Genomic DNA, 15917 nt, shown 5'->3' on the forward strand with positions numbered 1-15917 from the left:
TCAGGTTGGCTAATCAATATAGGGCATGCTGGCGCTGTGCTTTGCGCTGAAACTAGCCGTGACGTCGAGGAGTGGGGGTCGGCCAGCCCTAGCCTGTCACCAAGACAAGCTGAACAACAACAAAACCAGACTTGGACTTGCGGAGCGCAACATGCACAAGAAAAAGAGTACTGCAGCCAATAGCGGTTACAGGTTTCTGGCGCCGGTGTTGCTGGCCGGTGCGATTGTTAGTCCTTTGGCTCATGCCATTTCTATCAATACCGGCAACCCTGATTTGCAGATCAACTGGACCACCGACTTCCGTCTAGGAATGGGCTGGCGTACCGAGGGGATTGCCTCGGCTATTGGTAATGATCCTACGAACCATCAGTCTGACTATTCAGCTGAGCGCGGCGATATGTGGAAACGTCGTCTTGATGTCTTGACCGAAATGGACCTGGTCTACAAGGATGACTACGGTGCGCGGATCAGTGCCACAGGATGGTATGACAATGCCTATGACGATCATGATCTGAAAAGTAATCCCGATTTGCGGGGCATATCTGCCTACCCCGACGGCAAGTTATCGCGAACAGCGCAGCGCTACTACAACGGGCCGTCCGGTGAGATTCTCGACGCATTTGTCTTTGGCACGTTCAACTTGGGCGATACCCCGGTTTCGGCCAAGCTTGGGCAACACTCGCTCATCTGGGGCGTTTCTCAAATCGACTCAACCGATGCGATTTCCTGGAATCAGCAGCCGAGCAACTTGCAAAAAGGCGCGGAAACGCCAGGTGCGTCGCCGAAAGAGTTGGCCATGCCTCTGCCGCAAATTTCCTTCCAGAGCCAACTGAACGAGATGTTTTCCGTGGCGGGCTATTACCACTTCGACTGGAAGCCTAACCGGCCGAGTGAAGGCGGAACTTTTCTCGGGGGGCCGGACTTTCTCTACGCTGGTGACGGGCGCATTTTCGTAGGTTCTGCGCCAGGGTTGGGTAACTTCTATATCAATCAAGGAGAGGTTATCGAACCGAGGGACAAGCAGAAGGGCAACTTTGGCTTGCAGCTCAATATAACGCCGCAGTGGTATTCCGGGACCATAGGTCTGGTGTATCGGCGTCTGGACGAAATGCAGCCTTGGCCCGTCAATTTCGAGGCCGATCCTAGTGATCCAATTACGGGATTGCGTTTCCACCAGGTCTATAACCGCGGCGTCGATCTGTTCGGTGCATTTACGAACTTCAACTGGAAAGATGTCAGTTGGGGAGCTGAGATTTCTTATCGCCGCGGTACGGCGTTGGACAGTACAGGCGGCCCGCTTCTCAATGGCAACCTCGATGGAGCGACCGGTAATACCTGGCACGGTTTGTTGAATGCCCAGGCTTCTATGCCGAAATTGCCGCTGTATGACACTGGGGTTGTGATTGCTGAGCTGGGTTATACCTACCTGGACAAGGTCACCCACAACGAGCAGGTCTACAGCAATTGTGAAGACGCAACGGATGGCCCAGGTTGTGGAACTCGTAACTCCAGCAGTTTCTCGCTGGTGGTCTTGCCAACTTGGCTCCAGGTACTGCCCGGAGTTGATTTGACCGGAAACCTGACCGTCGCCGGTTACGGGATTCACGGTAATTCGCCTGTCTTGATGGGCTCGGCAGAACGCGCGTTCGCCTGGGCGACAGGCGTCACGGCCGACATCGACATGAAGTACAAGGTCGGGTTGCTCTACTCAGATGCCGTCGACGTTGAAGACCGCGTTGGTGCGATGGGCAGCACGGATCGTGGACGCGTCACCCTGACTTTCCAAACCAGTCTTTAAGGGCTCCTTCAGGTCCCGCTTTTGCGGGGTCGTAGAGGGGGTGCACTTGCCTGCCAGCAGTGCTCCAAACGGAGAAAGAAGATGAAAAAGACTCAACTTGCAGTGATTTTCACCCTTACCTTTTCGATATCGGCATCAGTTCTTGCAGCGGTTTCAGTCGATGAGGCTGCACAGCTTGGAGGTGAAAAATTGACCGAGTTCGGTGCTCAAAAGGCCGGTAATGCCGATGGCAGTATTCCCGCCTGGAAGCCGGGCTGGAAGGGCCCGGCCATGCCGGAAAATGGCGGGATTTACCCTGATCCGTTCCCGGACGAAAAGCCGATGTTCACCATTACAGCAGCGAATGTCGAGCAGTATGGCGACAAGGTCAGTACGGGCACTCGAGAGTTGTTAAAACGCTGGCCTGACTACAAAGTTGAAGTTTATCAAAGCCATCGTGTTGTGGATTTTCCGGACTGGCTAAAGGCGGACACCATCAAGAATGCTACTCGAGCCAAGAGTACATTCGATGGGGAGGATCTAGAGGGAGCAATGGGTGGCTACCCGTTTCCGATTCCTAAAACGGGCAGTGAAGTCATCTGGAATCACAACTTGCGTTATTACGGTCCTGCGTACCGTTCGCGATTTGCGGGTTACATGATCGACTCCGCCGGTAACCGCATCATGACCCATGACCTTGATAACTACACTGACTCGCCTTACCACGACAATCCGGACGAGGAGCAGCAGTTTTACCAGCGTCGTCTAGCCGCCTATGTTGGGCCAGCACGAAACGTAGGAGATAAGTCGCTTACCTACATGGTGATGCATGCAAAAAAAGATGGTAACAGCAAACAGTGGGTCTATACGCAAGGGCAGCGCCGGGTTCGCCAGGCCCCAGAGTTCGGCTACGACAGCCCGATGACAATCGCGGGCGGTGCATACTTCAACGACGAGTTGGGTATGTGGGAAGGGCAGTTGGACCGTTACAACTTCAAACTGGTCGGCAAAAAAGAGTTCTATATTCCTTACAACAATTACAAATTTCTGATGCATACGTCGGCTGATGACGCGTTTGGCAAACAGTTTGCTAACCCGGACAAAATGCGTTGGGAATTGCACCGCACTTGGGTGGTGGAGGCGACTTTGAAAACCGGCATGCGCCACGCGCAAAGCAAGAAGGTGTTCTATGTCGATGAAGACAGCTGGTCTATCGTGCTCTATGAGGGATATGACCAAGCCGGTAAATTGATGCGTACCGCACAGGGCCTCTTCACCTATGACTGGAATACAAAGTCTGTCCCTAATACGCCGATGATCATTTATGACCTGGTGAAGGGGCAGTACTGCAGCTCCATGCACATGACTGATGGCACTGGCTATGTGCGAGTTGCTCGCTGGCCTAACGGTAAGCTCTCTCCGGACTCTATGGCTGGTAGTGGCATTCGCTAAATAAGTTCACCCCTTCAGACAAGCCGCAAACCCAACGGTGCATGCATCGTTGGTTTGCGGCTATCCAAAATGACGCAGGACAGAACCTGCGCCCGCTTTTTCTGTTGGCAAACAAGGCCGTCTGCACCGCCCATGATAGGCAAGCGTGCTGCTTGAGAAGCTCATGGGCTGTTCGTAGCGTTTCTAATCAAGATGAGGCATGCCAACGATTCGCGAGCAGCGGAAACTGGTTTGGCGTCCAGTGCATGTTCCCAATCATGACCAGGACCGCAATTGCAACTCTCTGAACAAGAACAACAGCAGACTCGATCTTGCGGAGAAAGAAAGTGACAAGGGAGCCCTCATGCCTAGCCTGATATTAATGAAAAAGTCGTGTGCATTACTGCTCGGGGCGGCGTTACTCACGTCACCTTTTGTAGTCAATGCCGGTTCCTTTATTGATCCGCTTGATCAGCCCGTCGCCGGTGTGCGCCAAGCCGACAAGAAGCCCATGCGCGATATCGCAAAAGCAGGCAAGCGCCTGGTCGCGGTTGGGGATAACGGGATCATCATTTTCTCTGATGACCAAGGTTTGAATTGGACCCAAGCGAGTGTCCCCGTCGGCGTTGATTTGAACGCCGTGTTTTTTGCTGACGATCAACGTGGTTGGGCTGTCGGTCACGGCGCCGTTATTTTGCGCAGCACAGACGCGGGGGCTAGTTGGACAAAGCAGCTCGACGGGCGCGGCCTGGAAGCGATCATTGTCGAGTACTTCAAGGGGAATTCCGGGCTCGATGAGCAAAGCGCCTCGAGTTATCTGTCTGCCATTCTCAATATGACCCGGCCCGGACCTGCTCAATTTTTCATGGGCGTCTGGTTCGATTCCGCGGGCAACGGCTTCGCTGTCGGCCCCTTTGGTTTGATCATGGCCAGTCGCGACGGCGGGGAAACCTGGCAGCCTTGGAATACGCAAATCGACAATAACGACTTGCTTCACCTGACGTCGATTCGTGAGGTGGATGGGGCTCTGTTTATTACCGGCGAGCGTGGCCGGGTATGGCGCCAGGATTCACGAACAAAACGCTTTGTGGCGAGCGAGACGGGTTATGAAGGAACTCTTTTTGGACTGACCGGCGGCAGCGGAAACCTGCTGGCATACGGATTGCGAGGTCATGTGTTTCGCAGCGTGAATGGCGGGCATTCCTGGAGCGCGGTGACGAGTGACTTCAAAGGTAGTGTCACCGCTGGTGCTGCACTGGAGCGTGGCGGCTTTGTACTGGTGAGCCAGTCGGCCCAGGCCGCTATAAGCAGTAATGGCGGCGCAACATTCAGGCCGCTTGCCGTCAAGAGTGCGACTTTGTTCACCGGTGTGATTGGGCTGACGGCCAATCGACTGGCGCTGGTTGGTCTGAACGGCGTGACGATTATGGATACCCCATAGCGCATTGGTTGTACTGGTGGGTTGAGCACTACTGAGCCTGGGTGAGAGGAATAATAAGATGGCCACCTCCGTGGAAAACAACGCAACACCTGTTCTCGAAGATCGGCAGCAATTCGACGTCCGTTCTGGAAGTTTTATCGAACGTCTGATTTTCAACAACAGACTTCTCTTTATTCTGTTGTGTACCGTTTTGACAGTGTTGCTGGGATACAAGGCGACGCAACTACAAGTGAACGCAAGCTTTGAACGAATGATGCCGAGCTCTCATGAGTTCATCCGCAACTACCTGAACAACAAAACAGATCTCGCGGCATTGGGTAACTCTGTGCGGGTAATGGTTGAAAACCCGCGCGGCACTATCTATGACCCAGCCTATCTGCAGGCGTTGCAGGAGATCAACGACAAAATCAATCTGGCGCCTGGCGTTGATCGGGCATGGATGCGCTCATTGTGGATGCCTTCTGTACGGTGGAGTGAAATCAACGAAGTCGGCATGGAAGGTGGGCCGGTCATGCCCAATGGCTACGATGGTTCCCCGGCCAAATTGCAAGAGCTGCAGCTGAATGTTCTGCGTGCAAATCTCGTCGGTGACCTTGTCTCTTTGGATATGCGCTCTTCGGTAATCCTGGTGCCACTGCTGGATAAGGATCCGGCGACTGGCGCCCCTTTGGTTTACCAACAATTCGCAGACTTTCTGGAAAAAGATATTCGTGGTCAGTACGAAGTACCCGGACCGGACGGCCAGTTGAAAGTACGCGTACACATCATTGGGTTCGCGAAGCTGATCGGTGATTTGATTTCCGGCTTGACACAGGTCATGGGTTTTTTCGCCATCTCAGCCCTCATCGCCGCCGTGATTATCTTCGGTTACACGCGTTGTATCCGCAGCACCTTGTTACTGTTGGTGGCTTCATTAAGTAGCGTGGTCTGGTTGCTCGGTTTGATGCAACTGCTGGGTTACGATATCGATCCGTACTCCATTCTGGTGCCGTTCCTCATCTTCGCGATTGGCATGTCCCATGGCGCGCAAAAGATGAATGGAATCATGCAGGATATCGGCCGCGGCACTCACAAATATGTGGCTGCGCGCTATACCTTTCGCCGGTTGTTCGTCGCCGGGCTCTCGGCACTGTTGGCGAATGTTTTTGGCTTTGCCGTACTGATGGTGATTGATATTCCGGTGATTCGCGACTTGGCGATTACTACCAGCATCGGTGTTTGCGTACTTATCTTCACACAGCTGATTATGGTGCCGGTGATGTTGTCCTATTTAGGGGTCAGCCGATCGGCTGCACGTCGAAGTGTGCGCAACGAATCCGAGCTTGCGGCGGGGAGCAAAAGCAACCCGTTCTACAAGGCTGTTGGCACGTTCCTTATTAAGTGCACCAGCCCGTCCTATGCTCGGGTGCTGGTGGTGTTGGCATTGGCGGTCGGCGTTGGCGCATTTATGGTGCGTAGTGGCTTGCAGATCGGAGATCTGGATGCCGGCGCGCCGGAGCTGCGCCCGGGATCGCGCTACAACCAGGACGTGGTGTTTTTCAATCAGAGCTTTGGTCGCTCCACCGATCAGTTCGCCGTGATCGTCAAGACCAAGCCGGGTGCCTGTTCCACTTTCGAAACCCTGACCGAGATTGATCGCTTAACACAGATGCTCCGGGATGTACCAGGAGTGCAAACGGTCGCGAGCCTGTCCAGTTCGGTACGATTTATCAACTCAAGTTACGGTGAGGCGAATCCCAAGTGGATGAGTATCCCACGTCAAGATGAAGTCTCTGCACAGGCTTCTCAGTACGCCGCCTTGCAATCGCCTGAACTCAGCAATTTCAGCTGCTCCGTTTCTCCGGTAATCGCATACCTTGCAGACCATCGTGCCGGCACGTTAAACGGTGTTGTCAGCGCCGTTCAGGCGTTTGCTGCGCAACATAATACCGAAGACCGACAGTTCCTCCTGGCGGCAGGCCCAGCGGGGATTGAGGCAGCTACAAACCTAGTGGTTGCCGACGCAAACCTGACGGTCCTGCTGTTGCTCTATGCATCGGTCGTAGTGTTGTGCCTGATCTCATTCCGTAGCTGGCGTGCTGTGTTAGTGGCTCTGATCCCGTTGGTTATAACCTCGCTGTTGTGCGAGGCACTGATGGTGTTCATGGGCATTGGTGTCAAAGTCGCCACGCTGCCAGTCATTGCGTTGGGCGTTGGTGCAGGCGTCGACTACGCGTTGTACTTACTCAGTGTCCAGTTAACACTGCAACGTCGCGGTGCCAGCCTGGAAGAGGCTTACAGCGGTGCGTTGATGTTTACCGGCAAAGTGGTTGCCTTGGTCGGCCTGACACTGGCCACCGGCGTGTTGACATGGGTATTTTCACCCATCAAGTTCCAGGCCGACATGGGGATCCTGCTGACCTTCATGTTCCTCTGGAACATGCTCGGCTCGCTTGTGTTAATCCCGGCACTGTCCCACTTCTTGCTGCGTGGAGAAACACGCGTCCGGACACCTGTGCAAGAGCAGGCTGTGGCCGATTACAGCGATGAACAGACCGCAAGCTCAAACAGGGCTGCCAAGCGCACTGATGCACCGGCCTCAGCAACTAACATTTAGCGATTAGGCGACTGGAGCGTGGCGAGTGCACCTGCGTTCCTTTGCACCCTGGGCACTGAATTACCTGATAACGACTTAACTCAAATAATAAGGACTTCAATCATGACTTTTGCATCTCGCTTTCAGAACAAAAAAATCATTGTCACAGGTGGGGCATCCGGCATTGGACGAGCAGCGGTCATTCGCCTGGTCTGTGAAGGCGGCACCGTGCTTGCAGTCGACCGTAATGCTGAAGGGCTCGCAGAGACTCTGGACGAGGCTAATGCCCTGGCTGGTTATGGTGGTGTAGCGTTATCGGCACAGGTTTCGGTGACCGATGAGCAAGAGGTTCGTGAGGCAGTTCAGGGTTTTGTACGAGAGCAGGGGCGGTTGGATGCATTGGTCAATATGGCTGGCATCCTGCGCTCCACCCATACCACCGACACCTCCTTTGAAGCGTTTATGCAGATTGTCCAAATCAACCTGGGCGGTACGTTCCTGTGCTGCCGAGAAGCTCTGCCTTATCTGTTGCAGAGCAGGGGCAACATCGTCAACGCCGCTTCTACATCGGCATTCTTCGGGCATGCGTATATGGCGGCCTATTCGGCAAGCAAGGGCGGTGTGGCCGCGCTGACACAGGCACTTTCGCGCGAGTACATCAACCGTGGTGTACGAGTGAACGCCATTGCCCCAGGAGGAATTGGAACGCCGATGGTCGCCGCCCAGGCCAATGGTTTTCCCGAGGGAACGGATTTCACTTTGTACGGGCACCTTACCCGTCCTGACCGGCAGTTGGGCGAGCCTCAAGAAGTCGCAGCGGTGATCGCGATGTTGGCATCTGAGGATGGTGCGTTCGTAAATGGCGCGATACTGCGAATTGATGGTGGCACCCACGGCTGAGGGAGCGTTCAGTATGACGATTTCCGATATCGGGAAGACCTCTCCATTCTCACCACTTAAGGTTGGCCCGATTACTTTGCGTAATCGATTTATCAAGGCCGGGGCCAACGAGGGAATGACACCGGACGGAGTGCCGACCAAGGCACTGGTCAAGCACCACAGAGAGGTTGCTGCTGGAGGCGTGGGCATGACAACCGTCGCTTATGGGGCGGTGTCGCCAGAGGGGCGAACATTCCGGCATCAGTTTCATATGTCTCGAGAGGTGTTACCGCATCTGCGGGTGTTGACCGACGCCGTGCATGCCGAGGGCGCCGCTGCTTGTCTGCAGATCACCCATGGTGGCTCTTTCACCATGCTGCGCGCTGAGAGCGGCTATCCGCGGACAGCGTCATCAGGTTTCAATGCCTTTGGCTTTCTGAATGGCATTTGGTTCCAGCGCGCTATGCGCGAATCGGATATGAACAAGGTCGCTGCGGAGTTTGCACAAGCGGCGCTCCTGGCCAGGGAGGCAGGATTCGATGCGGTTGAAATTCACATGGGCCACGGCTACCTGCTGAACCAGTTCTTGTCGCCATTGAGCAATCGCCGCCGTGATCAATACGGTGGCAGTACGGAGAGTCGCAGCCGTTTTCCTGCCCTGGTACTTCATCGAGTCAAAGATGCAGTAGGTGGTCGGATGGCGGTGGGGTGCAAGCTCAATCAGACCGATGCTGCGCGCGGCGGCATCGATGCCGGGCAAGCCGCAGTTACAGCGAAGATTCTGGAGTATGAGGGGGCGGACATCCTCACCTTGAGCGGCGGGCACAACATGTATAGCCCGTGGGCTCTGTTTGGCAGCCCCATGCCAATTGACGATATGAAAATTCATGCCAAGGGGATGGCACGTTTAGGGCCCTGGGCTTTGAGTTTTAAACAACCCAAGGACCTGAAATTTCGTGAACTTTACTTCCTGGAGCATGCGCGCCAAGTGCGTCGAGCGGTACGCATGCCTCTGGCCCTGGTCGGCGGCGTAAAGTCATTGGCGACGGCGCAACAGGTTATCGATGAGGGTTTTGAAGGCATAGCGCTGGCAAGAGCCCTTATTTACGATCCGTCGTTCGTCAACAAGCTGGCAAGTGGGATGCTCACCCAGTCAGGCTGTAACAGCTGCAACCGATGCGTAATGGGGATCTATGACCCCAACGGAGTGCGTTGCGTGTTCAATGGACCTAATGATCCGCTGCTCAGCAAGGCGTTCGCGGCAGATTGACCAACTGATGAGATAGGCGTAATTAAACACCTGCTGATAATGAGAAGAATAAGAGGTGATTTCATGCATGCAATGAAGAAGTCGTGCGCGGGAAACTTACTGAAATCTGGTTTGGCCGCTGTTCTGAACACACAACCTGCTACTGTTTCGCGGCCTGGTCTACCGGAACTTTTCGCGCGAGACAAAGCCCAGGAGGCCGCTTTGGGGTGTGTTGACCAGAACAGAGTGACGCTTTCGATCTATCAGAGTCTGCTCTCCAGTGAGCCATGGCGGGACACCTCTTGTCACCTGGCCGCGTACATGCGCGCATCAGCAATCATCGTTATTCGACCATCGACCAGTACGGACTTGGGATTCCTGGTCTGTCACCCGCGTAATCCCGAAATCGAGCATGCGTACCGGGCGCATTATTGGACCCTGGATCCGTTTCTTGAATTACCCATTGATCAGGTCCTGACAATCGATGAGTACCTGGGGGCGAGCACTTGGCTGAACTCTGAATTCTACAAACGCTTTATCGGGGAAGGCGGTGTTCGTCATGGGCTAGGCGTCAATATAGTGTCCAAGAATGGTACGGTCTGTCGCCTCCGCTTGTATCGCTTGCCCGATCAGCCGGCATTCACCGAGGAAGACAAATTGCGCTTGCGTGCACTGATTCCGCATTTCGCGCAAGCGCTCAGTCTGGCGGCTCATCTGGAGCGTCATGAGACTCAAAGCGAGCTTTATGAAGGGGCGCTCAATCGGCTTCACATCGGTGCGATTGTTCTGGATGAGCGCCAGCATCTGCTGCGTTGTAATCAGGTTGCCCAAACCATGCTTGATGAGGAGGATGGCCTCAAGTTAGTCGCTGGTGGACTGGAAGCGCACTACAAGACGGAGCGAAGCATTCTGCACGATCTGATTTCTTCAGCGGGTACAACCGCTCAAGTGATGTCTATCTCCCGCCCCTCCGGTAAACGCAAATTCGGGTTAGTAGCCAGAAGTATTCCACTGCGTGCGGAGTCCGAGGGAAAATGCCGTCCCGCCTGGGTGATATTCATTTGTGATCCGGATGCCCAGACAACCGCGCCTCGAGAGATCCTGCGCCAAGTGTTCGACTTCACCCCGGCAGAGGCAACGTTGACAATGGAGTTGGCGAAGGGACTTGCACTTGATGAGGCCGCCGAGTTGCTGGGGATACGCCTCAATACCGCCCGCACTCATTTACGCTCAATCTTTGCCAAGGCCGGTGTCACTCGACAAGCAGAGTTGGTCAGGATCGTGCTGAACGGTGTCATTGGTCTTTCCAGTCTGAGCCCCGTCGACTGACGTGCTCCCCGTTGTTAGATGATGCGCAAAAGTTCTTCTTCCGCTCGAATGCGTCCCGGCATCTGGTCGGGAACTGAGCCAACAGACGGGGATGTGCAATAGGGCCACCAGCCAGCACGCTGGTTGCCCTAGGCCTAGCTCTTGCCCGCTATTCGATCTCAATGCACCTGGCGCACGCTTGTCCTGCGTTCTCTTCTATTTGCCGAAGACCACTGTTGATCGGGCTGAAGCAGCACCTAGTGGTTCACCTGCAGGTGGATGCGGCTGCCAGCGGTATTTCCCCATGATCGCGCGTTCGTCCTTTTGTCTGCATTCAAGTTGAACGCCTAATCTATGTTGAGCATGCAGGGCCAATAACGAAGCCTCATATTCAGGACATAACAACACGTGGAGAACGGTTATGTCCTCGCAACCTGCTGTCTCGTCTTCGCCGATCCCGGTTGGCCAGTTTCTTGATGTCCAAGATACTTACCGTCTGCACTACCACGAAGTAGGCAAGCCTCGCGCTGATCGGCCCACTTTGGTTTTTCTACATGGTAGTGGGCCGGGTGCCAGCGGCTATAGCAATTTCCATCTGAACTTTCCGTTCTTTGCCGAACAGGGCTTTCACGTCCTGATTCCCGACTTCCTGGGCTATGGACTGTCCGACAAACCAGACGATATCGAATACACCTCCAGCCTGCATGTCGAGGTACTGCGCGAGCTACTGCAGAAAAAAAATGTGGTACGTGCCGTGCTGGTCGGCAACTCCTTGGGGGGCGCAGTCGCCTTCCAGTATGGACTCACTTACGCCGATCAGGTCGCCAAACTGGTGGTCATGGGCCCAGGTGGTGTGGAGGAACCCGCGCTATGGGCGGGGCAGATGAGTGGACTGCGTTGCATGGGCGCATTTGTCCAGGCGCGTAAGACCGATAGGGACTCTTTTCGTGAGCTGCTACATCACATCGTGGCCTCGCCAGCGACGATCACTGACGAAGTGATCGATTCACGTCTTCCTGTCTGGCTGGAGCAGCCCCCAGCCGTTTTCAGCACCATCAAGGTCGAAGTATTCGCTGATCGACTATCGGAACTGAATATGCCGGTGCTGTGCCTGTGGGGACAGAAGGACAACTTCTTGCCGGTTCGCCACGCGCTGATCGTAGCGGCGTTGGTAAACGAGGCACGGGTGGTGATTTCAACTCGCTCCGGGCACTGGTTCATGCTTGAAGAGCCTGACTACTTCAATCACGAAGTGCTGAATTTTCTCGGTTGAGCAGGGGGTGCTCGTGGCACGGGTGAATCACCAGCGAGTACCAGGTGGAGTGTGACTCCTTTGTTTTCGCAAGAGTTATGGCTATGTCGAAATCCCTTTATCACCTGCTGCGGGTTGCAGACGTCATCCAGGAAACGCACGACAGCAAGTCGATTGTGTTTGCCGATCCAGGAGACAGCAAAGCTTTCGCTTACAAGCCCGGTCAGTTTCTGACTTTACGTATACCTACTCAGGACAAACCAGTCGCGCGTTGTTACTCCCTAGCGAGTTCGCCTGTGGCTGATGGTGCGCTCAAGGTGACAGTCAAGCGTGTGCAGGATGGGTTGGGCTCCAACTGGGTGTGCGACAACGTGCGTGTAGGCGATGAGCTGGAAGTCTTGGCGCCGGCGGGGGTGTTTTGCCCATCTTCATTGGACGTGGATTTCCTCCTGTTCGCGGGTGGCAGCGGCATTACGCCGGTGATGTCGATTCTCAAGTCGAGCCTGCGGCAAGGCAGTGGTCGTGTGTTCCTGTTTTATGCGAATCGCGACGAGCAGTCGGTGATTTTCCGCGACGAACTGTTGCAACTGGCACAGGCCTTTCCGCGACGATTGACGGTCATGCATTGGCTGGAGTCAGTGCAAGGGCGTCCCACTCTTGAACAACTGGGCAGTCTTTGTTCTGCGCATATTGATTCACATGCTTTTGTGTGTGGCCCCGGCCCTTTCATGGGCGCAGTGGAACAGGCGCTTATCGATTTGAAAGTCGACCGTACGCGCATTCATGTCGAGCGTTTCGTGTCCTTGAACAACGATCCAGGTGTGCTAGCAGATGTTCCAGTCAATGCTAACTATGACGCACCTGGCATTGAACTCAACGCTCAGCTCGACGGGGTCACTCACACACTGTCTTGGGCGCCGGGCATTGATTTGTTGGACGCCATGCTAGGCGCGGGGGTGATGGCGCCTTTTTCCTGCCGCGAAGGCCGTTGCAGCGCCTGCATGTGTCGAGTCAGCGAGGGCGAAGTGAGCATGCGGCACAACGAAGTTCTGGGTCGAGAAGATCTAGCGCAAGGATGGGTGCTTGCCTGTCAGGCGCGTGCAGTCAGTGACAAAGTTTCGATCAGTTTTGACGGCTGATGGCGGCCCTCGCGTTAGCAACTATCAGGACAACAAAAAGCCCGAAGGGGGATGGAGATGAGCATCAATCAACTGGCATACGTGGTAGTCGAATCCACCGATGTCGAAAAATGGCGATTCTTCGGTACGCAGATCATCGGCCTGGCCGAACTGCCGGCAGAGGACGGCGCAATCTATCTGAAGGCGGATGGCCGCCATTATCGAATTCTGGTGGTTCCCGGTGCCCGCGACGGGCTTTATGCCTCGGGCTGGGAAACGACCTCTGAGGAACAGTTCCTCGCCGTAAAAGAAACGGTTGCCAGGGCCGGTGTCGAGATCATTGAGTCAACTCCACTTGATCGTGGGTTACGCAAAGTCACCGGCCTCTTTTCCTTCGTCGACCCGTCTGGAAACCGACAGGAAGTGATATGGGGCCCGATCTCCGACTTCGCGCCGTTCGTGTCGCCTGTCGGCGTGGAGCGCTTTGTCACCGGCAACATGGGGATGGGGCATGTGGTACTTCCGTCGATGAACTTCGATGCCTCATTGAGCTTCTGGCGAGATGTGTGTGGCTTTGGGCTCTCCGACATCCTGCATGCGCAGTTGTCTCCCGAGCATCGTGCACGCATTCATTTCATGCACTGCAACCCTCGCCAGCACAGCCTCGCCTTGGCGGAAATACCTCAACCGAGTGGCTGTGTCCACATCATGTTGGAGGTGCCCGGCCTGGACGACGTGGGACGTGCGCTTGACCGTGTCTCCGCGCATAACGTACCGCTCGCGAGCACCCTTGGCCGTCATGTCAATGACGATATGGTCTCGTTCTATGTGTGGACACCCGGTGGCTTTGCTCTTGAGTTCGGCTGCGGTGGTGTGGTCAAGGATTGGGAAGGAGACCACTCGGTTTTCGAAACTACCCGGGGCAGCCATTGGGGGCATCAATGGGCGCCGCCGCCTGGGCGGTAGCTCGCTCCCGGAATCCTGAAGGGCGGGGCGCTTGTTGGTGACCTGCAGAAAATTGGTTTCACTACTTCGGAAGACAAGAACCATGCAAACAGTCGAAATGAAACAGCCAGCAATGGACATCCCGAGCGGCGAAGAGTTGATCAGCCGCGCACGCGCCCTGATCCCAATACTGCGTCAACGCGCTGTGTTGGGTGACGAGCGCAGAAGTTTACCGCAAGAAACCATCAATGATCTTCAGGCGGCGGGCCTGTTCCGCATCCTGCAGCCCAAGCGCTATGGTGGGTACGAGCTGAGTCCCAAGGTGTTCTACGACGTGGTCATGGCGCTCGCCGAGGGTGATATGTCAGTTGGTTGGGTCTATTCGGTGGTGGCTGTGCATGCCTGGCAGATGGCGCTGTTCGATGATCGGGCCGCTCAGGAAGTGTGGAGCAAGGACTCCTCGACCCTGATTTCGTCTTCTTACATGCCGACCGGTCGTGCCACTCCTGTCGAGGGTGGTTTCCTGTTCAGCGGGCGTTGGGGCTACTCCAGCGGCTGCGATCATTGCGAGTGGGTGTTTCTTGGTGGTTTGGTGCAGCAGCCTGAAGGTCAGCCGATTGATGCGCGGACCTGGCTGATTCCGCGCAAAGACTACGAAATCGTCGACACCTGGCATACCGCGGGCCTGAAAGGCACCGGCAGCAAGGACATTGTCATCAACGAGGTTTTCGTCCCGGAGCATCGCACCCACAAGATGTACGACGGTTTCACCTGTAACAGCCCAGGTAACCAGTGGAATACCGCGGCGCTCTACCGGATGCCTTTCGGGCAGGTGTTCAGTCGGGCGGTTTCCACTGCGGCGATTGGTGCGTTGCGCGGCATGCTCGACTGCTTCCTGGAGACCGCCAAAGTCCGGGTCAATGTCATGGGCGCCAAAACCAACGAAGACCCGTCCGTTCAACTGATCATTGCAGAAACGGCCAATGCGATCGATGAGTTGTCCCTTGTGCTCAAGCGCAACTTCGATGCGCTGGAGGGTTATGCCGAACGTGGGGAGGCTCCGCCTATCGAAGAGCGTGTGAAGTATCGCTTCCAGGCGAGTTTTGCGCCGGAGCGGATTTCGCTTCTGGCCTCCCGTCTGTTCAAGGCCGCCGGTGGCGCAGCGGTATTCACGACCAATCCCTATGGTCGTTTCCTGGCGGATATCAATGTCGGGCGCCAGCATGCCGCAAACCAGTTCCAGATGTTCGGTGCCAACTGGGCGAAGGTGCAGATGGGGCAGCAGAGCCTGGACTTCTTCCTGTAATGCTTCGGGTCGTCGGCGACACGCCGACGGCCTCATAGTGACTTGTACTGGAGGCGTGTATGTCCGTTCCTTATCCCGCGAAGGGTGCTCAGAAGCTCAAGGTTATTCGTACCGTTGAGGGGCAGGTGTCGGGGTGCTTGGAGTGCTCGGTCTTTTTGGACTTTGGTGCGCAAAAGCAGCTCGTTCTGGAGGAAACCTTGGTGGGCGTACCGGTCGGCTATGTCCTCAATCCGCAAGACGGGATTTTCTTCGCCGACGAAGTGCAGCGTGCAATGCGTTTGGGTATCGCCCAATGGCTCTCGCAAGAACTGAGTCTTGACCGAGTATCTGGCCGCAAGCTCAGCAGCGATGGTGTTAATTGGCACGTCTCATTCCGCCTGTCTGCCTGTGACGGTAACGATTGTGAGCTGCATGTCTGTGTCGACGCCGCCACGGCGCTCGATCTGGTTGAGCGAGCGGCATTGCAGTGGGTGGAAGGCTGGATTGCGCTACAGCTGCGACGACCGCTCGACGCTGAGCTGGTTGAGATCCTGGCGCAAATCAATCTGCTTGATGCCCCGCATTTGCGCAGCGGCCTCGCCCTGACAAATCCAGACGTCTGTACTACCTGAAACAACATGACAGTGGGCGATGCGC

General features: G+C 55.5%; 12 protein-coding genes. All 12 read left to right on the top strand.

The window, feature by feature from the left end:
* Positions 1-151 precede the first annotated feature (151 nt).
* The 12 genes from B0D71_RS13555 (at position 152) to B0D71_RS13610 (ending at position 15892) form a co-directional block, all read left to right on the top strand.
* Positions 152-1798 carry a DUF1302 domain-containing protein gene (locus B0D71_RS13555; RefSeq protein WP_165798713.1) on the top strand — a complete coding sequence of 549 codons (1647 nt, stop codon included), beginning with the start codon at positions 152-154 and terminating at the stop codon, positions 1796-1798.
* A gap of 81 nt (positions 1799-1879) precedes the next feature.
* Positions 1880-3229 (top strand): DUF1329 domain-containing protein, encoded by a 1350-nt coding sequence (locus B0D71_RS13560; RefSeq protein WP_103395190.1) that lies wholly within the window; start codon positions 1880-1882, stop codon positions 3227-3229.
* Positions 3230-3428: 199 nt separating this feature from the next.
* Positions 3429-4649, top strand: coding sequence for a WD40/YVTN/BNR-like repeat-containing protein (locus B0D71_RS13565; protein ID WP_103395191.1), 1221 nt, complete (start codon positions 3429-3431; stop codon positions 4647-4649).
* A 58-nt stretch (positions 4650-4707) separates the two neighbouring features.
* The gene (locus B0D71_RS13570; RefSeq protein ID WP_103395192.1) at positions 4708-7245 is read left to right on the top strand and encodes an efflux RND transporter permease subunit; all 2538 of its coding nucleotides are present in this window, start codon (positions 4708-4710) and stop codon (positions 7243-7245) included.
* Between the two features lie 102 nt (positions 7246-7347).
* Entirely contained in the window at positions 7348-8124 is a 777-nt protein-coding gene (locus tag B0D71_RS13575; RefSeq protein WP_103395193.1) for an SDR family NAD(P)-dependent oxidoreductase, read from the top strand.
* Positions 8125-8137: 13 nt separating this feature from the next.
* Positions 8138-9373: an NADH:flavin oxidoreductase gene (locus B0D71_RS13580; protein WP_103395268.1), complete on the top strand. Its 1236-nt coding sequence runs from the start codon at positions 8138-8140 to the stop codon at positions 9371-9373.
* Positions 9374-9436: 63 nt separating this feature from the next.
* The gene (locus B0D71_RS13585) at positions 9437-10681 is read left to right on the top strand and encodes a helix-turn-helix transcriptional regulator (protein ID WP_103395194.1); all 1245 of its coding nucleotides are present in this window, start codon (positions 9437-9439) and stop codon (positions 10679-10681) included.
* 400 nt (positions 10682-11081) lie between these two features.
* Complete coding sequence (locus tag B0D71_RS13590; RefSeq protein WP_103395195.1) at positions 11082-11933, top strand: alpha/beta fold hydrolase; 852 nt, start codon at positions 11082-11084, stop codon at positions 11931-11933.
* An 83-nt stretch (positions 11934-12016) separates the two neighbouring features.
* Positions 12017-13051, top strand: coding sequence for a ferredoxin--NADP reductase (locus tag B0D71_RS13595; protein ID WP_103395196.1), 1035 nt, complete (start codon positions 12017-12019; stop codon positions 13049-13051).
* Positions 13052-13108: 57 nt separating this feature from the next.
* Complete coding sequence (locus tag B0D71_RS13600; protein ID WP_103395197.1) at positions 13109-13996, top strand: VOC family protein; 888 nt, start codon at positions 13109-13111, stop codon at positions 13994-13996.
* 82 nt (positions 13997-14078) lie between these two features.
* The gene (locus B0D71_RS13605; protein ID WP_103395198.1) at positions 14079-15281 is read left to right on the top strand and encodes a flavin-dependent monooxygenase; all 1203 of its coding nucleotides are present in this window, start codon (positions 14079-14081) and stop codon (positions 15279-15281) included.
* 59 nt (positions 15282-15340) lie between these two features.
* Positions 15341-15892 (top strand): hypothetical protein, encoded by a 552-nt coding sequence (locus B0D71_RS13610; protein ID WP_103395199.1) that lies wholly within the window; start codon positions 15341-15343, stop codon positions 15890-15892.
* Positions 15893-15917 lie beyond the last annotated feature (25 nt).

Source organism: Pseudomonas laurylsulfativorans (genome assembly GCF_002906155.1).
Lineage (GTDB): Bacteria > Pseudomonadota > Gammaproteobacteria > Pseudomonadales > Pseudomonadaceae > Aquipseudomonas > Aquipseudomonas laurylsulfativorans.